The following is a 21,615-nucleotide window of genomic DNA, read 5'->3' as shown; positions in this document are numbered from 1 at the left end:
TCAGTAGCACATTCACAGGGACCTTTCTTCGGGTTGGGCGCGCCTTTCGCCGGTGCCTGTTGGCCGTGGGCGGCCAACTGCCCCTCAGATGCCGTACGCTTCGCCTGTCCGGTCTTCTCCGGATGGACGGCGGCGTTCTGGCCATGGGCATTGCGCTTGCGCCACAACGTCACGGCGCTGGAAAGGATCAGCAGCAACCAACCGATGGAGTTCTGAACGGACTCGTCGTCCAGCTTGCTCAACTGGGTGCGCAGCTCCGGGCCCATCGCCCGCAGTTTTTTGGTTTCGTCGGAAACGGTTTTTTTGAGGTCATCAGGAACGAGATTTTGCGCCACGCTGTTGGCCAGGCCTTTGCCTGCTGACTTCAGCGCGCTGTTGGCAGCCCCAAAAATATTGCTGAAAGACGCCAGCGGATCATTCTTGAATTGGTCGGCCGCAGCGCTTGCCTGAGCGCTGGCTGCATTCAGATCACCTTTGGCATCCAGATTGCCAAACGCCACCGCTTCGATGCCCTTGGCAATTTCGTTAACGACTTCTTCGCCGAGCTTGCCAGCGTCCGCCAAAATACCGGGCAACTTGCCTTTGGCCTGTTCAACAAAATCATCCAGCGTGCCGATAATCGAGGCGTTCAGGTGACCGACCAGCACCTCGATCACGGAAGTGCTGAGCAACAACTTGCTGCTGGCCCTCATCTCCTGGCGCACCAGAAACAGAGTCGGACGAAGGGTCATCCGTGCAGCTGCCATCGCCGGTGGTAAAGGCAATACGCCGATCAGGTTGATGCCAAGGCTGGCCCATGCGAGCAAGTCGCGTTGTTTGGCGTTCGACAGGGTGACGATGTCACCCAGTGCATCGACCAGCGCCATGATGTTGCCGACCACCGGCAGGAAGCCGGCGTAGTTCTTGATTCGATCAAGCGTGACTACACCATCCGTGGCCGATTGCAGCCAAGCATCGAAGGTGGCCGCGCTGCTGGCGACGTCCTGAATGTCGATGGCGTTCAGTGGAACGATGGCAACTTGGGGCTCGCGTTTTGCGACAGCGGTTTCAGTGGTCATTCACAGCATCTCACCCGCCAGCAAGGCTCGGGTCTGGAGGAAAAAAGTCGAAGACCTCAACGAGCGGATGACAGAAAACCTCCTCTCTGAGGTATGCATCAAAATATAAAAGTTGGATTAGCTGACGACAGCGCCCTTGGGGCCACTGGCGATCAGCGCGGCCCCGCAGGCGGTCTTCATGCCGTCGAGCGCGATGGGTGTGCCATCGACGGTGTAGGTGCTGCTGCCTTCGGCAATCGGGAAAACCCCTTTGCACAATGGGCAACTGACCTTGTGACCGACCCCGGCAATCGGTTTGCCGTTGAGGTCGGTCCGGGAGAAGGCTTCGAGGACCTTGCCACCGTGAGTGGTGGAGTCGCCCAAGCGAATAGCGTCTTTCATTGCGTCATTCCTTTGACCTAGGGTTGCTGGCTCAACGCCCCTGCCTTTGCTGTCTGCGTTCAGCACGCGTTAGTGTCGATTTGATATCAAAACTCGTGCCAGCCACCATATGGCCATTGCGCCGTAAGGGGTCGCGTCCTGTGTCTTAGGGATAAATCGATTTTTGCTATGGGAAACCGTCTCAAAGTGCGCAAGAAGTTGCGCAGTGCTGTGCAACTTCTTGCGCACTCGGCTACAGGACCCATGTGACATGGGCTGCAGGCGATCTGCGGGCGTTTTTTCGAAGACAGGTGCGCAAGAAGTTGCGCACTTGGGCGGCTGATTGATTTCTGACAAAACGATGTCGATTGCTATCACCTCATCGCGAACCGGCGAAGAGCTGCAGTGGATCTTCAGCAGGTTCGCGGTCTGTTTCGGGGTATCCTGCACACTCTGAATACGGACGTTTTTCCATGCTGGTGATTTCCAACAACGTGCATTTGCCGGATGCCGAGATCGAACTGACCGCCATCCGCGCGCAAGGCGCCGGTGGGCAGAACGTCAACAAGGTTTCCAGCGCGGTGCACCTGCGCTTCGACATTCCGGCCTCGTCCTTGCCCGAATTCTACAAGGAGCGGTTGCTGGCGCTGCGCGACAGTCGCATCACCAGCGATGGCGTGTTGATCATCAAGGCCCAGCAATACCGCACGCAGGAAGCCAACCGCGTGGATGCGCTGGAGCGTTTGGTCGAGCTGATACTCAGCGCCACCAAAGTCGAAAAGAAGCGCCGCCCGACCAAGCCGACCCTCGGCTCGAAGAAGCGTCGGCTTGAGTCGAAAACCAAGCGCGGCAGCATCAAGGCCGGGCGTGGCAAGGTGGATTTCTAGTCTTCGCGATACTTCGCCGTGTGCTTGTACAGGTACACGCTCAACGCCAGTCCGCTGAGTGAGGCGAGGGCGGCGAACAGAAAGATCGAAGCAAAACCAAACCCCGCCGCAATCGCCCCGGCCAATGGCCCGGTGATCCCCAGCGACAAATCGATGAACAACGAATAGGCGCCGACCGCTGCACCACGGCTGGAGGCCGGCACCAGGTTCACCGCTTCCACACCCAGCGCCGGAAACACCAGCGAGAAACCGAAACCGCTCAACGCCGCCCCTGCCAGCGCCCAATGCGCGTCCGGCGCCAGCCACAGCAGTAACAGGCCCAGAGTCTCCACCGACAGGCAGGCAATCGCCACGCGGAAACCGCCGAGGCGGTTGATCAGGTTGCCGAACAGCAGTCGCGCGCCGATGAAGCTGGCACCGAACAGGCTCAGGCACAGCACCGCGTTGTCCCAGTGCCGGGTGGCGTAATACAGGGTGATGAACGTGGCGATGGTGCCGAAACCGATCGAGCCCAGTGCCAGTCCGCAGCCGTGCGGGAATACGCGTCCGAGCACATGCATGAACGGCAGGCGCTCACCGGCGACAATCGGCGCGGCGGTTTTCGGCCAGGCCAGCAGCAGGCCCAGCGCCGCCAGCAGGATGATGCTGACGCCCATGCTCCACAACCCCAACTGGCCGACCAGCCACACCCCGAACGGCGCACCAACCGCCAGTGCACCGTAACTGGCGATGCCGTTCCACGAGATCACTTTGGCAGTATTTGCCGCGCCGACCCGACCGATGCCCCAGCCAATCGACCCGGAGCCGACCAGGCTTTCCGCGCTGCCCAGCACCAGCCGCCCAACCAGCAGGCTGATCAGGCTGAACATCGGCAAGTTGGGTGTCCAGGCCGAAATCAGCATGAACACACCGCTCAAGCCACAACCGGCCAGACCGATCATCACCGCGCGTTTGCTGCCCTGGTTGTCGATGATCTTGCCGGCGTACGGGCGGCTGAGCAGGGTGGCGAGGTATTGCACGCTGATCACCAGCCCCGCGATCACCGCACCGAAGCCCAGGTCGCTGTGGACATAGCCCGGCAATACAGCGAGCGGAATGCCGATGTTCAGGTAACCGATGAAGGTGAAGAGGACGATGGACACGACTTGCAGCGTGACCGCCAGGGGGCGCTGCGGCTCTGACATAGAGGACGACATGGGAAACGATCCACGGGAAAGCAGGATTAGATAGGCTGCTTATGATACCGGCGCGAACGTGTCAGGGGCGGGGAAAAGTAAAACTATTTGCCGCAAGGCAGATTCACGACTTGGCCGGGGCGACCAGTTGTGTGGTGACGAGGGCGGCGAGGGCGTTTTCTTCGCTGCCGAAACGGGCGAGCAGGGCGGCCTGTTTTTCCGGGGAGAGGCGGTTCCAGATCTCGATCATTTTCTCGGTGGCGCCGATCAGGACGGCGGCTTGGCTTTCAGAAAATTCGTCGGTCATGGCGGGCTCGGTTTCAGGCAGTGTGGAAAGCGCATCTTAGCGCTTTCCACACGGTCTGTACGGCGGGTTTTACTCTTCGCTGTCGGCCTTGCGGCTCTCAACGGCTTCTTTCGGTTCGGGCTGCTGTGCGCCGGCTTGTTGCGTGGTCGTCTGCTCAGGTACGTGCAGGCTTGGGAAGGGGAGATTAGGAATCTCGTGCATGGTTGCGCTCCTCGCTAAGTCTGTTGATAGATCTGGTAGATCCGCGCTTCTTGAAAGCCTGCGCAGGATACAGCAGGAAAAATGACAATCAGACTTTTAATTGAAAATAATGCGACAGATGGCCGCAGGGGCGCGAAAAGCAAAAGATCACTGCAAAGCAAATGTGGGAGCGGGCTTGCTCGCGAAGGCGGTGCATCAGGCAACTTGATTGTCGTCTGATACTCCGCTTTCGCGAGCAAGCCCGCTCCCACAGTGTTTTATGTCGCAGTCACTATTGGCAGACGTTGGCGATCGCCTCGGCCAGCAGCGCCAGGCGCGTAGCATCGATCCCGGCAACGTTCGCCCGGCCCGAGCTGACCATGTACACGCTGTGATGCTCACGCAGCTGTTTCACCTGCTCCGGCGACAGGCCGGTGTAGGAGAACATCCCGCGCTGCACACCGATGTGTGCAAAACGCTCGCGCAGGCCATGCGGTTCCAGCGCTTCAACCAAGCCACTGCGCAATTGCGCGATGCGCAGACGCATGGCTTCCACTTCATCGGCCCAGCGGCTTTTCAGCTCCGGGTCGGCAAGGATGGTCGCGACCACTGCCGCGCCGTGATCCGGTGGTGTCGACCACAGGTTGCGGGCGATGTTGGCCAGTTGGCTACGGATGTCGATGAGCTTGTCGGCAGTTTTCGCGCAGACAATCAGCGCACCGGTGCGGTCGCGATACAGGCCGAAGTTCTTCGAGCAAGAGCTGGTGATCAGCACTTCCGGCAACTCGGTGGCAAACAGCCGGGTCGACCACGCATCCTGCTCCAGCCCGTCGCCAAAGCCCTGGTAGGCAAAGTCGATCAGCGGCAGCAGATTACGGCTGCGCACCACGTCCAGCACGCGCTGCCAGTCGCCGTGATTCAGGTCGAAACCGGTCGGGTTATGGCAGCACGCATGCAGCAGCACCACATCGCCTTTCGGTACTTCATTGAGCACTGCGAGCATCGCGTCGACGTCGAGGCGGTTGTCGCTACCCACGTACGGGTAGTGACTGACCTTGACCCCGGCTGCGGCGAAAATCGTTTCGTGGATCGGCCAGGTCGGGTTGCTCAACCACACGCCCTTGCCTGGCAGGCACTGAGCGATGAAGTCGGCAGCCAGACGCAGGGCACCGGTACCGCCCGGAGTCTGGGTGGCGCCGGCGCGCTGTTCAGCGATCAACGTGGAGTCGGCGCCGAGCACCAGCTCATTGATGACCTTGCCGAACAGCGGGTTGCCGTGACCACCGATGTAGGTCTTGGTGTCCTGGCTCTCGACCAGCCGCGCCTCGGCAATCTTCACCGCTTCGGGAATCGGCGTCAGGCCCTGGGCATCCTTGTAGACGCCAACGCCGAGGTCGAACTTGCGCGGGTTGCTGTCCTGCGCATAGGCCTCCATCAAACCGAGAATCGGGTCGCCGGGTACCCGGCCGATGGCGTCGAAGTGCATTACTTGCGTCCTTCTGCGGTCTTGGCCACTTCGTCAGTGCGCGCGGCCATGATGAAGTCGTTGCGGTGCAGGCCTTTGATCGAGTGGCTCCACCAGGTCACGGTGACTTTGCCCCACTCGGTCAGCAGACCCGGGTGGTGACCTTCGGCCTCGGAGATCTCGCCGACGGCATTGGTGAAGGCCAGTGCGTGCTTGAAGTTCTTGAACAGGAAAACTTTCTCCAGCTGCATGATGCTGTCGCGAACTTCGATGTTCCAGTCAGGGATCTGCTTGATCAGGATCGGCAGTTCTTCGTCGCTGACTTGTGGCGCATCGGCACGGCAGGCTTCGCAGTGGGCTTGGTTCAAAGTGGACATGGTGTGATTCCTGAAATCGAGTGTGTTTTTTTTATAAAAGCTATCGGGCCGTCAATGCCGTCACGCTAAACCAAAGTGGCGGCGACTGACAGACTCAATTGTCAGCGAAAGTCGCGGATCACGCGGCTTTCGGTTTTGGTGGAAACTTCGGTGCGTGCAGCCCCAGCTGCATGCCTTGGCGAACCATGGCCATGATGTCTTCATGGGCAACGTCGAACAGACGCTTGAGGTTCGGCAGGACAAAGTACAGCGGTTGCAGGATATCGATGCGATACGGCGTGCGCATGGCTTCCAGCGGATCGAAGGCCTGATGCTCAGGCTCGTCCGACAGCGAGTAAACGGTTTCCTTGGGCGAGGACAGGATGCCGCCGCCATAGATGCGCTTGCCTTGCGGGGTGTCGACCAGGCCGAACTCGATGGTCATCCAGTACAAACGCGCCAGATACACGCGTTCTTCCTTGGTGGCCTGCAGGCCGAGTTTGCCGTAGGTGTGGGTGAATTCGGCGAACCACGGGTTGGTCAGCAGCGGGCAGTGACCAAAGATCTCGTGGAAAATGTCCGGCTCTTGCAGGTAGTCCAGTTCTTCGCGGGTACGAATGAACGTGGCTACCGGAAACTGCTTGCTGGCGAGCAATTCGAAGAAGGTCTGGAAAGGAATCAGTGCAGGAACACGGGCAACCTGCCAACCGGTGGTCTCACCGAGCACCTTGTTGATCTCGCCCAGTTGCGGAATGCGGTCGTGGGGCAGGCCGAGTTTTTCGATACCGTCCAGGTACTCCTGGCACGCGCGACCCTCGATCACTTTCAACTGGCGGGTGATCAGCGTGTTCCACACCGCGTGTTCTTCGGCGGGGTAGTCGATAAAACCTTGCGCATCGGGCTCGCGGGCCACGTATTGCGTCTGCTTCATACTGCTCTCCTGCTAGGGGAATTCGTTCTTGTTATGTCCAGCGATGGATTCAGAATTACCTGAGAGTGAGGAGGGATGCAGCAGGTTGAAGGCGTTCCTTGTAGGAAAATTCGCCGTATTTCGTAAAAAAATCGTTACGCTTCAGCGGGTATCTCGCGTTTGCGGTGATTTTCGGGTTTGAAAAGGCTGGTGGCTGTCACATAATCTTGACAATTATCTGCGCGCCACCTCAGAAACATCTGATGGTGCGCCGCAACTTGGCCCGGCACTTTCCATTGTGGGAGCGGGCTTGCTCGCGAAGAGGCCCTGTCAGCCATCTCATCAGTAGCGGCCCACCGCTTTCGCGAGCAAGCCCGCTCCCACAGGAGTCGTGCCGCACTTACTGTTCTAGCGTCGGGGCGTTCCTATGCGTATCAAAGTCCACTGCCAGAACCGCATCGGCATCCTGCGCGACATCCTCAATCTGCTGGTGGAGTACGGGATCAACGTCGCGCGCGGCGAGGTGGGGGGCGAGCACGGCAATGCGATCTACCTGCACTGCCCGAACCTGATCAACATTCAGTTCCAGGCGTTGCGGCCGAAGTTCGAGGCGATTGCCGGCGTGTTTGGCGTCAAGCGCGTCGGGCTGATGCCCAGCGAGCGCCGGCACATGGAGTTGAATGCGTTGCTCGGTGCGCTGGAATTCCCGGTGCTGTCGATCGACATGGGCGGCTCGATCGTCGCGGCCAACCGTGCCGCCGCACAGTTGCTCGGGGTTCGCGTGGATGAGGTGCCGGGGATTCCGTTGTCACGGTATGCCGAGGATTTTGACCTGCCGGAACTGGTGCGCGCCAACAAGTCGCGGATCAACGGCATGCGCGTCAAGGTCAAGGGCGACATCTTTCTCGCCGACATCGCGCCACTGCAATCGGAGCACGACGACAGCGAAGCCATGGCCGGCGCGGTCCTGACCTTGCACCGTGCCGATCGCGTTGGCGAGCGCATCTATAACGTGCGCAAGCAGGAACTGCGGGGCTTCGACAGCATCTTCCAGAGTTCCAAAGTCATGGCGGCGGTGGTGCGCGAAGCACGACGCATGGCGCCGCTGGATGCGCCGCTATTGATAGAAGGCGAAACCGGCACCGGCAAAGAGTTGCTGGCGCGCGCCTGCCACCTCGCCAGCCCGCGCGGGCAGTCGCCGTTGATGGCGCTCAACTGCGCGGGGCTGCCGGAGTCGATGGCCGAGACCGAGCTGTTCGGCTATGGCCCCGGTGCTTTCGAAGGGGCGCGAGCCGAAGGCAAGCTCGGCCTGCTGGAGCTGACGGCGGGCGGCACGCTGTTCCTCGATGGCGTGGGTGAAATGAGCCCGCGCTTGCAAGTCAAGTTGCTGCGCTTTCTGCAGGATGGTTGCTTCCGCCGGGTCGGCAGTGATGAGGAGGTGTATCTGGATGTGCGGGTGATCTGCGCGACCCAGGTCGACTTGTCCGAGCTGTGCGCCCGCGGCGAGTTTCGTCAGGACTTGTATCACCGCTTGAACGTGCTTTCGCTGCACATTCCGCCGCTGCGTGAATGCCTGGACGGTTTGACGCCGCTGGTTGAGCACTTCCTTGATCAGGCCAGCCGGCAGATCGGTTGTGCGTTGCCGAAACTGGCGCCGGCGGCGATGGATCGCCTCAGTCACTATCACTGGCCGGGCAACGTGCGGCAGTTGGAGAACGTGCTGTTTCAGGCGGTTTCGCTGTGCGACGGCGGCACGGTCAAGGCTGAGCATATTCGCTTGCCGGATTACGGTGTGCGTCAGCCGCTTGGCGATTTCTCGCTGGAAGGGGGGCTGGACGAGATCGTCGGGCGCTTCGAGAAGGCGGTGCTGGAACGACTGTATTCCGAGCACCCGAGCAGTCGGCAACTGGGCAAGCGGCTGGGGGTTTCGCACACGACCATTGCCAATAAGCTGCGTGAGTATGAAGTCGGCAAAAGCGAGTCATAGCGCACGAACACATGGCCTGTGACGATCTCTTCGCGAGCAGGCTCGCTCCCACTTTGAAAGGCAATCCCTGTGGGAGCGAGCCTGCTCGCGAAAGCGGTGGTCCAGGCATCCTCTCTGTCAGGCTTTGCCACCAAGCGGCATAACACCGCCGGTTTTTCGACTTCGATACATTTCAAATTTCCCCACACTTGCCCGCAAGTCCTTTGTTTACCGGGCCGCAAGCCGCCAGAAAAAAGTTGGTCTGCAAATTGCTTATGGCTCAGCAGTACAGCGGTGGGCGGCAAACGTCCGGCATGCAGAGGAAAGAGTGTGGACAAGTACCTTTATGTGGCAATGACCGGCGCCAGTCAGAACGCACTGGCGCAAAAGGCGCATGCCAACAACCTGGCGAACATCTCCACCAATGGTTTTCAGCGCGACCTGGAGCAGGCGCGTTCGATGCCGGTGTTCGGTGACAGCTTTCCGGCGCGTGCGTTTGCCATGAGCGAGCGGCCCGCCACCGACTTCACCGCAGGTTCGCTGGTGCAGACCGGGCGTGACCTCGACGTGGCCGTGACCGGCAACGGCTTTATTGCCGTGCAGAACCCCAACGGTGGCGAAAGCTACGTGCGCACCGGCAGCCTCAACATCGACGCCCTTGGCGTGCTGCGCGCTGGCAACGGCATGGCCGTGATGGGTAATGGCGGTCCGATCGCCGTGCCGCTAGAGCAGCAGGTCGAAGTCGGTGAAGACGGCACCATCAGTATTCGTGCGATGGGCGAAGGCCCGCGCGTCATGGCGGAAGTCGACCGGATCAAACTGGTCAACCCGGACATCAAGAACCTCAACAAAGGCCTCGACGGCTCGATCTATACCAAGGACGGCCAGCCGGCGCCGGCCGATGCCAATGTCAAACTGGTGTCGGGTTTCCTTGAGTCGAGCAACGTCAACGCCGTGGAAGAAATGACGTCGGTGCTGGCGCTGGCCAAGCAGTTTGAATTGCACGTCAAGATGATGAACACCGCCAAAGACGACGACCAGGCCATGGCTCGGGTCTTGCAGATCAGCTAATTATCAGAACGTCGCGCCGTAAAACAGGCGCACGAGGAGAATCGAATGCTTCCGGCTCTATGGGTTGCCAAAACCGGTCTGTCCGCCCAGGACACCAACCTGACCACCATTTCCAACAACCTGGCGAACGTTTCGACCACGGGTTTCAAACGTGACCGCGCCGAGTTCCAGGACCTGCTGTATCAGATCAAGCGTCAGCCAGGCGCCCAGTCGACCCAGGACAGCGAACTGCCGTCGGGTCTGCAACTGGGTACGGGTGTGCGCATCGTCGGCACCCAGAAAAACTTCACTGCCGGCAGCCTGCAAACCACCGAGCAGCCGCTGGACATGGCCATCGACGGTCGCGGTTTCTTCCAGATCCTGCAGCCGGACGGCACCACGTCCTACACCCGTGACGGTACTTTCCACCTCGATTCCAATGGCCAGATCGTCAACGCCAGCGGTTTCGCCCTGGAACCGGCCATCGTCATTCCGAACAACGCCCAGAGCTTCACCGTCGGCACCGACGGCACGGTGTCCATCACCGTTCCAGGCAACCCGGCCGCTCAGGTGATCGGCAACCTGCAAACCGCCGACTTCATCAACCCGGCCGGTCTGCAAGCCGTGGGCAACAACCTGTTCCTGGAAACCGCTGCTTCCGGCGCGCCGCAAATCGGCACCCCGGGCCTGAACGGTTTCGGTACCACGCTGCAGAACACCCTGGAAGGTTCCAACGTCAGCACCGTTGAAGAGATGGTCAACATGATCACCACTCAACGCGCCTACGAGATGAACTCCAAGGTGATCTCCACCGCCGACCAGATGCTCTCGTTCGTAACGCAGAATCTGTAATCAAGTCTATGGGGCGGCCATGAGGCCGCCAGCAACACCGTGAGGTAGGGTCATGAAACGCTTCGTATCTGTTCTGGCATTGGGTGGGGTCGTCTCGCTCGCGGGCTGCGTCGCACCGACGCCCAAGCCCAATGACCCTTACTACGCCCCGGTGTTGCCGCGCACGCCATTGCCGGCTGCGGCCAACAACGGCTCGATCTATCAGGCCGGCTTCGAGCAGAACCTGTACAGCGACCGCAAGGCGTTCCGGGTCGGTGACATCATCACCATCACCCTGAACGAGAAGACCCAGGCGAGCAAGAACGCCAACTCGCAAGTGGCCAAGAACAGCAAGACCGGCATCGGCCTGACCTCGCTGTTCGGCGGTAGCGGTACCACCAACAACCCGTTGGGCGGTAACGACCTGAGCCTCGACGTCGGCTACAGTGGCGACCGTGCGACCAAAGGCGACAGCAAGGCGGCGCAGGGCAACACCCTGACCGGTTCGATCACTGTGACCGTGGCCGACGTGCTGCCTAACGGCATCATCGCTGTGCGCGGCGAGAAGTGGATGACCCTCAACACCGGCGACGAGCTGGTGCGGATCGCAGGTCTGGTGCGTGCCGATGACATCGCGACCGACAACACCGTGTCGTCGACCCGTGTCGCCGATGCGCGCATCACCTACTCGGGCACCGGTTCGTTTGCCGATGCGAGTCAGCCAGGCTGGTTCGACCGTTTCTTCCTCAGCCCGCTGTTCCCTTTCTAGGTGGCGACTTTGAATTTCAAGAGCCTCATGCTGGCTGCGGCCCTGTTGTCCGCAGCCTTTGGTGCCCACGCCGAGCGGCTGAAAGATATCGCCAGCATTTCCGGCGTGCGCTCCAACCAGTTGATCGGTTACGGCCTGGTGGTCGGGCTTAACGGCACCGGCGATCAGACGACGCAAACCCCGTTCACCCTGCAGACCTTCAACAACATGCTCTCGCAGTTCGGCATCAAGGTGCCGCCAGGGTCGGGCAACGTGCAGCTGAAAAACGTCGCGGCGGTGTCGGTGAGTGCCGATCTGCCGGCGTTCGCCAAGCCGGGTCAGCAGGTCGATATCACCGTGTCTTCCATCGGTAACTCCAAGAGCCTGCGCGGTGGCACCCTGTTGCTGACCCCGCTCAAGGGTATCGACGGCAACGTCTACGCCATCGCCCAGGGCAACCTGGTGGTCGGTGGTTTTGACGCCGAAGGGCGCGACGGTTCGAAGATCACCGTCAACGTTCCGTCGGCCGGTCGGATCCCGGGCGGTGCGTCGGTGGAGCGTTCGGTGCCGAGCGGTTTCAACCAGGGCAACAGCCTGACGCTGAACCTCAACCGTTCCGACTTCACCACGGCCAAGCGCATCGTCGACAAGATCAACGACATGCTCGGCCCTGGCGTGGCGCAAGCCATCGACGGCGGTTCGATTCGTGTGACGGCGCCGCTCGACCCGAGCCAGCGCGTCGACTATCTGTCGATCCTGGAAAACCTCGAAGTCGATCCGGGGCAGGCGGTGGCGAAAGTCATCATCAACTCGCGCACCGGCACCATCGTCATCGGCCAGAACGTGAAAGTCTCGCCGGCCGCCGTGACCCACGGCAGCCTCACGGTGACGATCACCGAAGACCCGATCGTCAGTCAGCCGGGTCCGCTGTCCAACGGTCAGACCGCTGTTGTGCCGCGTTCGCGCGTCAATGCTCAGCAGGAAGCCAAGCCGATGTTCAAGTTCGGCCCGGGTACCACCCTCGACGAAATCGTGCGGGCGGTGAACCAGGTCGGCGCGGCACCGGGTGACCTGATGGCCATTCTCGAAGCACTGAAACAGGCCGGCGCGTTGCAAGCCGACCTGATCGTGATCTGAGGGCGGCGACCATGGATATGCGCAAAGGCAGTCTGGTGGGCACGGGCGATTCGGGTTCCTACTCCGACCTCAATCGTCTGAACCAGCTCAAGGTCGGCGACAAGAACAGCGATGCGAACATGCGCAAGGTGGCGCAGGAATTCGAATCGCTGTTCCTTGGCGAAATGCTCAAGTCGATGCGTTCGGCCACCGAGGCGTTGGGTAAAGACAACCCGATGAACACCCCGGCCGCCAAGCAGTATCAGGAAATGTACGACCAGCAACTGGCCGTCTCGCTGTCCCGCGAGGGCGGTGGTATCGGCCTCGCCGACGTGCTGATGAAGCAGATGTCGAAGAACAGGCCGTTGGCCCCGGGTGAGGCTGCGGCTGCGTCTGCCGCCAAGCAGGAAGCCGCGAAAGCCGCTGCCGTGCAGACACCGATTGCGGCCGGCACGACCGCCACCAACGGGCCGTTATCGCGACTCAATGGCGAGCGTCCATTGTGGGCATCGCGCTCCGGGCATGTCTCCAATACCGAAGCCTCGCACAGCAATGACATGGCGATGATCAACAAGCGTCGCCTGGCGCTGCCACCGAAGCTGGCGGACCGTCTGCTCGCAGGTCTGGTGCCGTCGGCCACGCCGACCACGGCCAATGCATTGCCGCAGCGCGCCGCGACCACGGCTACCACCGGCGCCGGCCCGCTGTACAACGGCGACTGGCTGACCCGTGCCGAAGACGCGAAAGCGTCCGGCGGGCAGATGCAGATTTACGGCCGGGCGATGGCGCAGATTCCGCTGGCTCCGGCCAAGCGCGCCTTCAGCTCCGCCGACGAATTCGTCAACACCATGCTGCCGATGGCCAAAGAGGCCGCCGCTCGAATTGGCGTCGATCCGCGTTATCTGGTGGCGCAAGCCGCGCTGGAAACCGGCTGGGGCAAATCGGTCATGCGCGCCCAGGATGGCAGCAGCAGCCACAACCTGTTCGGCATCAAGGCCAGCAGCAACTGGACCGGCGATTCGGCGCGGGCGATCACCAGCGAGTTCCGCAACGGGCAGATGGTCAAGGAGACGGCCGAGTTCCGTTCCTACGCCTCGTACAAAGACAGTTTCCACGATCTGGTGACTTTGCTGCAGACCAACAATCGCTATCAAGATGTTGTGAAGTCGGCCGATAACCCAGAACAGTTTGTACGCGAGTTGCAAAAGGCCGGTTACGCGACCGACCCGAACTACGCGACGAAGATTTCGCAGATAGCCAAGCAGATGAACAGTTTTGAAAACTACGCTGCGGCGGGCGTTTCCACCCAGCCTTTATAAGGCACAAGGTATAAGGTCTGAACCATGAGTTTGCTCAATATCGGGATGTCGGGACTGGCGTCCAGCCAGGCCTCTTTGGCTACGACAGGCAACAACATTGCCAACGTCGACACCGCCGGTTATTCACGTCAGCAAACCGTGCAGGGCACCAAGTCCTCGCAGCAGTACGGCAGCGTTTTCATCGGCACCGGTACCACCCTGGCCGACGTACGCCGGGTCTACAACTCCTATCTGGAAACGCAGTTGCACACCGCGACATCGCTTAACAGCGAAGCCGCCTCGTACCTGGCCCAGGCGACGCCACTGGACGCCACGCTGTCGGACACCAACACCGGCCTGACCGGGGTGCTGCAGAAGTTCTTCACCTCGATGCAGGGCGTAGCAACTTCGGCAACCGACGACACCTCCCGTCAATCGGTGCTGACCGGCGCGCAGGCGCTGGCCGGTCGCTTCAACACCATCGCCAAACAGCTGAACGACCAGAACACCAGCATCAATGGCAGCCTCGGCGACATGACCGCCCAGGTGAACAAGCTGGCCACCTCGATTGCCAATCTGAACCAGAAGATCGGCGAGATTTCCAGCGGCGGCGGTGCACCGAACGACCTGCTCGACAGCCGTAACGAAGCCGTGCGTCAGTTGTCCGAACTGACCGGCGCACAGGTTGTCGAGCGCGGCAGCAGTTTCGACGTGTATATCGGCAGCGGCCAGCCTCTGGTGATCGGCAACACCACCAACACGCTGAGCACCGTGCCGAGCAAAGACGACCCGACGCGCATGGCTATCCAGATGGATCGCGGCTCGAGCACCATGGACATCACTTCGGCAATGACCGGTGGCGAAATCGGTGGTCTGCTGACGTATCGCACAGATGTGCTCGACCCGTCGCTCAACGAACTGGGGCGCGTGGCACTGGTCGTCGCCGATCAGATCAACAGCCAGCAAGCCCAGGGCATCGACAAGAACGGTGACTTCGGCGCAGCACTGTTCAACAACATCAACAGCGCCGCACTGGTCAGCCAGCGCAGCATCGCGCAGGCGGGTAACAGCGCAGGCTCGGGCAACCTCGATGTCACCATCAAGGACACCGGCAAGCTGACCACCAGCGATTATCAGGTGACGTTCACCAGCGCCACCGATTACAGCGTCAAGCGCTCCGACGGTACCGACCTGGGCACCTTCAGCACGACCACCAATCCGCCTCCGGTGATCGACGGCTTCAGCCTGTCGCTCAATGGCGGTGCGTTGAGCGCTGGCGACAGCTTCAAGGTAACGCCGACCCGCAACGCGGCGGCAAGCATTCAGACGGTGCTCACCGACCCGAAGAAAATCGCAGCGGCCGGTCCGTTGACCGGTGTGGCCAGTGCAAACAACCTGGGCACTTACACCCAGCCGACGCTCAGCGACAAGATCGACATCTACAACCCGGCCGCGCAGGCTGACATGCAGGCCGCGCTGAAGAACTCGACGCCGGTCAAGCTGGTGTTCGATACAGCCAGCGGTGGCAGCCAGTCCTACACCATGGTCGATGCCAAGGGTAACTCCATCGGTACCGGCACCATTGTTCCAGGGCAGGCCAATACCCTGAATCTGAAGGTGGGCATCCTCGATGCCAACGGCAACAAGGTCATGGACAACAGTGTGGTGCCGCCGGTGCAGAAAACCTTCACCGTGCAGACCACCGTGGGCGGCACGCCGAAGGCCGGCGAAAGCTTCACCATGAACCTGACCGGGGCGGCCTCGTCCGACAACCGAAACGCGCAATCGCTGGTGGCTCTGCAAACCAAGCAGACCGTCGACACCGGTTCGGCGAGCAAGGGCATCAGCCTGACCGACGCCTACAACAAGCTGGTGACCAACGTCGGCACCAAGGCGGCGCAAGGCAAGTCCGACAGCGCGGCCACTACGCAGATCCTGACGCAGGCCCAAGGTGCGCGCGATTCGCTGTCCGGGGTCAACCTGGATGAAGAAACCGGCAACCTCGTCAAATACCAGCAGTACTACACCGCCTCGTCGCAGATCATCAAAGCTGCGCAGGAAACTTTCAGCACGCTGATCAACAGCCTTTAAGGAGTCGTAATCCATGCGCCTTTCCACCGCCCAGTATTACGGCACGCAAGCGGCTGACTATCAGCGTAACTTCAACAAGGCTGTCGCCACCGCGAGCGAGGCCAGCAGCCTGCAGCGCATCAATACCGCGGCTGATGATCCGATCGGCGCCGGGCGCTTACTGCAATTGGGCCAGCAGGCGGCGATGCTGGATCAATACACCACCAACATCAACAGCGCCAAGAGTGCGTTGACCGTCCAGGAATCCACGCTCGACGCCATCACCACGGCGTTGGGGCGAGCCAAGGAACTGTCCCTGGCCGCGAACAACGGCACGGCCACCGACAAGGACCGCCAGGCTTACGCGTCGGAACTGGGGCAGATCCAGCAACAAGTGCTGGGCCTGATGAACTCCAAGGACGCTGACGGCAACTACCTGTTCTCCGGCTCGAAAACCGACACCGCACCGTATGCGCAGAACGCCGACGGCACCTACACCTACAACGGTGACCAGACCACCATCAATCTGGGCATCGGCGATGGCATGTCGGTCGGTACCAACACCACCGGTTGGGATGCCTTCCAGCAAACCATCAACACCGGTCGCACCACCACCAACATGACCGCTCCGGCGGTGGATGACGGGCGCGTAGTGTTGTCCAACGGGACCGTGGGCACCGTTGCCACCTACAACTCCAAGTTCTCCGGTGGTCAGCCGTACACCGTCAGTTTCGTCAGCAGCACCCAGCTGAAAATCACCGATGCGCTGGGTAACGACGTGACTTCCGAAGCCAGCCAGAACGGCGCGGTCGTCAACACCACCGGAACCAACCAGACGGTGAGTTTCCGTGGCGTCGACCTGAAGCTGAACATCAACCTGAAGACGGGTGACACCAATCCGGACGCAGTCATTGCCGGGCACAGCTTCCAGTTGTCGATGACGCCTGACTCGTTCACCACCGCACGCAGCCCGGGCAACCCGTCTACTGCGGTGATCACCGGTTCCACCATCACCGACCAGGCGGCCTACAACAACGCCTTCCCGCAGGGCGGAGCGGTGCTCAAGTTCACCAGCGCCACCGCTTTCGATCTGTACGCAGCGCCAGTTACTGCAGACAGCAAACCCGTGTCGTCTGGTACCGTGGCGGGCGGCAACGCGACTGCTGCGGGCGTGACCTTTGCGCTGGGCAACACGCCGGCCGCTGGCGATCAGTTCTCGATCCAGTCGAACAATCACCAGACCCAGAACGTGCTCGACACCCTGGGCCAGATGATTACCGCGATGAATACGCCGATCGATGGCGATCCGGTTGCCAAGCAGAAGTTTCAGGGTGTGATGGAGGCCGGCCTCGGCAACATCGACGCGGCCACCAACCAGATCGGCGCTTCTGTCACCACTATCGGTGCCCGTGGCCAGTCGCTGGATATGCAAACCGCGACCAACCAGAGCCTGAGCACGGCGAACACCACGACCCAGGGCTCGATCCGTGATTCGGATCCCGCCGAAGTCATGACCCGCCTGACCCTGCAGCAGACCATGCTGCAAGCAGCGCAGTTGGCGTTCAGCAAGATCAGCCAGTTGGGTCTGTTCAACAAGATCTGACGGTTAGCGGGCGCGTGAGCGCCCGTTTGTTCCATCCCCAAGCAATGTTTTTTAGCGGTTTCAAGGGCTCGCTTCACCGAGCGGGCTCGTACCGCCTGTGAGCCCGCCGTGAATTCACTCCCTCTCGTCAGCCTTGTCATTCCCGCCTTCAATCCACGCTTTTTCGAGCGGGCATTGCGTAGCGCTGTCGGCCAAGGCTATGGCCATCTGGAAATCATCGTTTGCGATGACAGTCGCGGCGTCGAGATCGAAAACATTGTCGCGAGTGTCAGCGAGGAGAGCGGCGTTGCCGTCCGTTATGTCCGCAACCCGCGCACGCTGGGCTTGGTCGGCAACCTGAAAGCCTGCCTGGATCAGGCGCAGGGCGAGTTCATCAAGTTTCTGTGTGACGATGATCTGCTGTATTCCGCCTGTATCGAGCAGCAGGCGCACGAGATGCGCCGTGATGAGGTCAGCCTGGTGCTGGCGCAGCGACTGCTTTGGGATGCGAACGACATCATCCTGCCTGCACGGCTGGAAAACACCTCGCTGTCGCCGGTCAGTGGCCTGTTCAAGGGTGACGATCTGCTGGCGATATTCGAAAAATTCCCGGTCAACGTTCTCGGTGGATTCAGCAACGCGCTGTTTCGCCGCGCCGACGTCGCCGAGCTGCTTCCGGCATTGACCGAGGAGGGTTGCTGCTTCGTCGCCACCCTGGATTTCGCCTTGTACGTCTGCCTGCTGCGCCGCGGCAACCTGGCGGTGTCCAACAACGTACTGAGCGCCGAGCGTCTTTATCCGGAGCGGCTGAGCGCGCAACAACCGATGAAGGATGCGATGGACGTCGAGCGCGAGTGGCTCTCGCAAATGCTCAAAGTCCGCAGCGGTGAGTCGGCGCCTGCGCCAGGCTGGGTGCGTTATATCCCGTTGGTGAAGGCTGATGAGTCGCCAAGGGTTTGGGAAGAGTTGCCGTTGAGTCGTACCCTGGGTACCCGGCAGAGCCGTCAGGAGTGTGGCGTTGGCGTCGACAGCCTGAGTTTCGGCGAGCTCTACGCGCAATGGCTGGAGTGCCGGGTGCTGACCGAAGGACAGCGCACGTTGCTGCCGGAAACCATCGCCAACTGGTCGCACCAGCCGCGGATCGTGCCGATCATCATCGACGGCAAAGGCAGCCGCGATGGCCTGGAACGTACGCTGGAGGCCCTTGCCAATCAGGATTACCCGCCGGAACTGGTGCTGGTCCTGTCCGCAGCCTGTTGCGAAGCGCAACTGGATGGGCGCGTGTTTCATCTGCCGCTGCAGGACGACGGGCTGGAACAGCTCAATGATTTGCTGCCGCAGCTGGAAGGTGCCGACTGGTTCTACCTGCTGCAGCCAGGCGATCGTCCGGTGACCACGGCGTTGCTGATCATGGCCGACCGGATCGCGCATTCGCGGTCTTTCACCTGCCTGTACAGCGACGAAGGCAGTCTGCGCAATGGCGAGTCGGCAGAACCTGCGTTCAAGCCGGATTTCAACCTCGACCTGATGCGCAGTTATCCCTACGTCGGGCGGGCTCTGGCGTTCAAGCGCGAGCGGGTTCTGGCGCTGGGAGGCCTGGAGGCGGACTTTGCACAACTGGCGCCTCACGACCTGCTGTGGCGCATGGTCGAGAGTGACGGCACTCAGGTGATCGGGCATATCGCCGAAGTGTTGCTCGAATCGAAATTCGATCTGTCCCAGTGGCTCACCGACCCAGGTGTCCTGGAGCAGAATCCGCGGGTGCTGGATGCGCATCTGCAGCGCCTGGGGATTGCCTACGAGACCCGGCGTGAAGGTCGTGAGCTGCTCAATCGGGTCGACTATCGCCATGCCCGTCGCCCGTTGGTGTCGGTGATCCTCGTCGCTCAGGATCAGACGGCTGCCTTGCAGCGTTGTGTCGAAACGCTGCTGGAAAAGACCGCTTACACCGAGTACGAAATGCTCTTGGTCGACGGCGGCAGCGAGAGCGCCGAGGCGCAGGCGTGGCTCGACGGCATGGGGCAATTGGGCGGTGACCGGATTCGCGTGTTGCGCTACCCGCAAAAGAACAATCCCGCTGCCATTCACAACTTTGCCGTGGGCCAGGCGCGCGGCGAGTACGTGCTGCTGCTCAATGCCTTTGCGGTGATCACTCAAGCCGACTGGCTCGACGAATTGCTCAATCATGCGCAGCGCCCGGAAGTCGGGGTGGTTGGCGCCAAGTTGTTCAATCCGGACGGCGGTGTACTGCATGCCGGCCTGATACTCGGCTTGCAGGGACCGGCCGGGTTGCCGTTCTTTGGTCAGCCAATGCAGTCGGAGGGCTATATGTTCCGGCTGCAGGCGGTGCAGGACCTGAGCGCTGTCGGCGGTGACTGCCTGATGGTGCGCAAGTCGGTCTTCAAGGAGGTCGGGGGCCTCGACGAACAAGACTTGAAGGCCGCGTACAACGTGGTGGATCTGTGCCTGCGTGTGGGTCGCGAAGGTTACCTGGTGGTGTGGAATCCGCATGCCAGGCTGGCCGTGGGTGCTCGCCCGAGCACTGTGGCAACGAGCGATGAGCAGCAACAGCACGAACGCGAGCAGGATACGTTTTACCAGCGCTGGTTGCCGCAGATTGCCCGCGACCCGGCGTACAACGTCAACCTCGCGCTGCAAGGCGTCGGTGCCACCAACTTCAGTCTCGAGCCGGGTCTGCTGACCGGTTGGAGTGCGTTTTCCAGGTCGAACCTGCCCAATGTACTCGCGGTGCCGATCAATGCGTCGGCCATCGGCCATTACCGCATGAGCCAGCCGATGATCGAGCTGGTGGCGGCCAATCGGGTCGAAGGGCGCGTCTGCTACGGCTTGCCGTCGATCGTCGAAATCGAGCGTCAGGCCCCCGACGTGATCGTGCTGCAAGGGCGCTACTCGGAGCATGCCATCGATGAAATCCCGCCCTTGAAGAAATACTTCAGCGCCCGGCGTATTTTCGAGCTGGATGACTATGTCATCGACGTTCCTCATCGCAATGCCCACATCCGCAACATGCCGAGCAAGCAGGACATGGAGCGCATGGTGCGTCGGGCGATCGGCCTCTGTGATCGAGTGGTCGTGTCCACTCAACCGCTGGCCAATGTTCTGTCGGACATGCACCACGACATTCGTGTGGTGCCGAACATGCTCGCCAAGGACCTCTGGAGCAACCTGCGCAGCCGTCGGCGCACGTCGAAGAAACCGCGCGTTGGTTGGGGCGGTGGCACCAGCCACCACGGCGACCTGGCAGTGATCGCCGATGTCGTGCGCGAACTGGCCAATGAAGTCGACTGGGTATTCTTCGGCATGTGCCCGGATGACCTGCGGCCGTACATGCATGAGTTCCATGGCGTGATCGGGCTGGACGTGTATCCGGCGAAACTGGCCAGCCTCAATCTGGATCTGGCCCTCGCACCGCTGGAGTTTCACATCTTCAACGACTGCAAGAGCAACCTGCGGCTGCTGGAGTACGGCGCATGCGGCTACCCGGTGATCTGCACCGACACCGAAGCCTATCGCGGCTACTTGCCGTGCACGCGGGTCAAGACCAACACCACCGATGAGTGGCTGCAGGCAATTCGCATGCACCTGGCCGATCCGGATGCCAGTTACCGCATGGGCGACGAGTTGCGTGAGGTGGTGTTGCGCGATTACGTGCTGCGTGGCGATAACCTGCGCTACTGGGAGAATGGCTGGCTGGCGGACTGACAGACAGACAGACAGACAGACTCGTGCAGCACCCACCCCAAAAAACAGGCGACTTTCGAGTCGCCTTTTTTTTTGCCTGCGAAAATCGTATTGCATCAATCTCGATACAATTTTTTGCGGGGCCTCAAGCTTCGATCATTTCCTGTCGATATCAACACATTCGTAAGTCTTTGGTGTTCGCTGCGATGACGTCTGATCGCCTGGCGCACCGGTACCGGTTCTTAACAAGGCAAGGAAGAAGTAATGGCGGTGATAAATGGGACAAACGGCGCGGATACGCTGATCGGTACCAATGATGATGACCAGATCAATGGTCTGGATGGCAACGACCTGATCAAGGGCAGTGCCGGTGCGGACAAGATCGATGGTGGGGCTGGTTTCGATACGGTCGATTACTCGGCTTCCGCAGCAGGAGTCAATATCGACATCCGTCCGGGCACCGGTCTGGCAGGTGTGGGTGGCGATTCGCAGGGCGATACCCTGACTGGCGTTGAAAAGGTCATTGGTTCGGCTTTCAACGATAGCTTCACCAC

At 60.9% G+C, this 21,615-nt stretch carries 18 protein-coding genes and 1 pseudogene; 11 read left to right on the top strand and 8 right to left on the bottom strand.

Translation table 11 applies throughout. The features are described from left to right. Positions 1-1,058 (bottom strand): annotated as a pseudogene (locus U862_RS0128605) (RHS repeat protein); the annotation flags it as partial. Positions 1,059-1,175: 117 nt separating this feature from the next. Further along, positions 1,176-1,439, bottom strand: coding sequence for a PAAR domain-containing protein (locus tag U862_RS0128600; RefSeq protein WP_007920142.1), 264 nt, complete (start codon positions 1,437-1,439; stop codon positions 1,176-1,178). Positions 1,440-1,891: 452 nt separating this feature from the next. On the opposite strand from U862_RS0128600, the gene arfB reads away from it, so the two are divergent. After that, the gene (gene arfB, locus U862_RS0128595; protein WP_025113529.1) at positions 1,892-2,305 is read left to right on the top strand and encodes an alternative ribosome rescue aminoacyl-tRNA hydrolase ArfB; all 414 of its coding nucleotides are present in this window, start codon (positions 1,892-1,894) and stop codon (positions 2,303-2,305) included. On the opposite strand, the gene U862_RS0128590 is transcribed toward arfB, so the two are convergent. From U862_RS0128590 to phhA, 6 genes are all read right to left on the bottom strand, one after another. Beyond that, positions 2,302-3,489, bottom strand: a complete 1,188-nt coding sequence (locus U862_RS0128590; protein ID WP_025113528.1) for an MFS transporter — start codon at positions 3,487-3,489, stop codon at positions 2,302-2,304. The genes arfB and U862_RS0128590 overlap by 4 nt on opposite strands. 115 nt (positions 3,490-3,604) lie before the next feature. Next, positions 3,605-3,787: a hypothetical protein gene (locus U862_RS0128585; RefSeq protein ID WP_025113527.1), complete on the bottom strand. Its 183-nt coding sequence runs from the start codon at positions 3,785-3,787 to the stop codon at positions 3,605-3,607. Between the two features lie 69 nt (positions 3,788-3,856). After that, positions 3,857-3,988 carry a hypothetical protein gene (locus U862_RS31295; protein ID WP_256214777.1) on the bottom strand — a complete coding sequence of 44 codons (132 nt, stop codon included), beginning with the start codon at positions 3,986-3,988 and terminating at the stop codon, positions 3,857-3,859. A gap of 271 nt (positions 3,989-4,259) precedes the next feature. Continuing rightward, positions 4,260-5,453 carry an amino acid aminotransferase gene (locus U862_RS0128575; protein ID WP_025113526.1) on the bottom strand — a complete coding sequence of 398 codons (1,194 nt, stop codon included), beginning with the start codon at positions 5,451-5,453 and terminating at the stop codon, positions 4,260-4,262. Continuing rightward, positions 5,453-5,809, bottom strand: coding sequence for a 4a-hydroxytetrahydrobiopterin dehydratase (locus tag U862_RS0128570; protein ID WP_003222798.1), 357 nt, complete (start codon positions 5,807-5,809; stop codon positions 5,453-5,455). Before U862_RS0128570 ends, U862_RS0128575 begins: the two co-directional genes overlap by 1 nt. A 118-nt stretch (positions 5,810-5,927) precedes the next feature. Beyond that, a complete protein-coding gene (phhA, locus tag U862_RS0128565) occupies positions 5,928-6,719 on the bottom strand; it encodes a phenylalanine 4-monooxygenase (RefSeq protein WP_007965510.1) in 792 nt (263 codons plus the stop codon). Positions 6,720-7,125: 406 nt separating this feature from the next. On the opposite strand from phhA, the gene U862_RS0128560 reads away from it, so the two are divergent. The 10 genes from U862_RS0128560 to U862_RS0128515 form a co-directional block, all read left to right on the top strand. Then, a complete protein-coding gene (locus U862_RS0128560) occupies positions 7,126-8,685 on the top strand; it encodes a sigma-54-dependent phenylalanine hydroxylase transcriptional regulator PhhR (protein ID WP_025113525.1) in 1,560 nt (519 codons plus the stop codon). A gap of 309 nt (positions 8,686-8,994) precedes the next feature. Then, a complete protein-coding gene (locus U862_RS0128555) occupies positions 8,995-9,735 on the top strand; it encodes a flagellar basal body rod protein FlgF (RefSeq protein ID WP_025113524.1) in 741 nt (246 codons plus the stop codon). A 45-nt stretch (positions 9,736-9,780) separates the two neighbouring features. Further along, positions 9,781-10,566, top strand: coding sequence for a flagellar basal-body rod protein FlgG (flgG, locus tag U862_RS0128550; protein WP_003222804.1), 786 nt, complete (start codon positions 9,781-9,783; stop codon positions 10,564-10,566). A gap of 52 nt (positions 10,567-10,618) precedes the next feature. Then, positions 10,619-11,314, top strand: a complete 696-nt coding sequence (gene flgH, locus U862_RS0128545; protein ID WP_007965503.1) for a flagellar basal body L-ring protein FlgH — start codon at positions 10,619-10,621, stop codon at positions 11,312-11,314. A gap of 27 nt (positions 11,315-11,341) precedes the next feature. Further along, entirely contained in the window at positions 11,342-12,430 is a 1,089-nt protein-coding gene (locus U862_RS0128540) for a flagellar basal body P-ring protein FlgI (protein WP_161794916.1), read from the top strand. 11 nt (positions 12,431-12,441) lie between these two features. Next, positions 12,442-13,728 (top strand): flagellar assembly peptidoglycan hydrolase FlgJ, encoded by a 1,287-nt coding sequence (flgJ, locus tag U862_RS0128535; RefSeq protein WP_025113522.1) that lies wholly within the window; start codon positions 12,442-12,444, stop codon positions 13,726-13,728. A gap of 24 nt (positions 13,729-13,752) precedes the next feature. After that, complete coding sequence (flgK, locus tag U862_RS0128530; protein WP_025113521.1) at positions 13,753-15,798, top strand: flagellar hook-associated protein FlgK; 2,046 nt, start codon at positions 13,753-13,755, stop codon at positions 15,796-15,798. A gap of 13 nt (positions 15,799-15,811) precedes the next feature. After that, positions 15,812-17,380 carry a flagellar hook-associated protein 3 gene (locus tag U862_RS0128525; RefSeq protein ID WP_025113520.1) on the top strand — a complete coding sequence of 523 codons (1,569 nt, stop codon included), beginning with the start codon at positions 15,812-15,814 and terminating at the stop codon, positions 17,378-17,380. Between the two features lie 108 nt (positions 17,381-17,488). Further along, positions 17,489-21,082, top strand: a complete 3,594-nt coding sequence (locus U862_RS0128520) for a glycosyltransferase (protein ID WP_025113519.1) — start codon at positions 17,489-17,491, stop codon at positions 21,080-21,082. A gap of 243 nt (positions 21,083-21,325) precedes the next feature. After that, on the top strand, positions 21,326-21,615 hold a 290-nt coding region (locus U862_RS0128515; RefSeq protein ID WP_029977902.1), incomplete at its 3' end, for a hypothetical protein.

The sequence above is a fragment of the Pseudomonas sp. H1h genome, assembly GCF_000633255.1.
GTDB lineage: Bacteria > Pseudomonadota > Gammaproteobacteria > Pseudomonadales > Pseudomonadaceae > Aquipseudomonas.
This window is presented reverse-complemented; position numbering and strand designations above follow the sequence as displayed.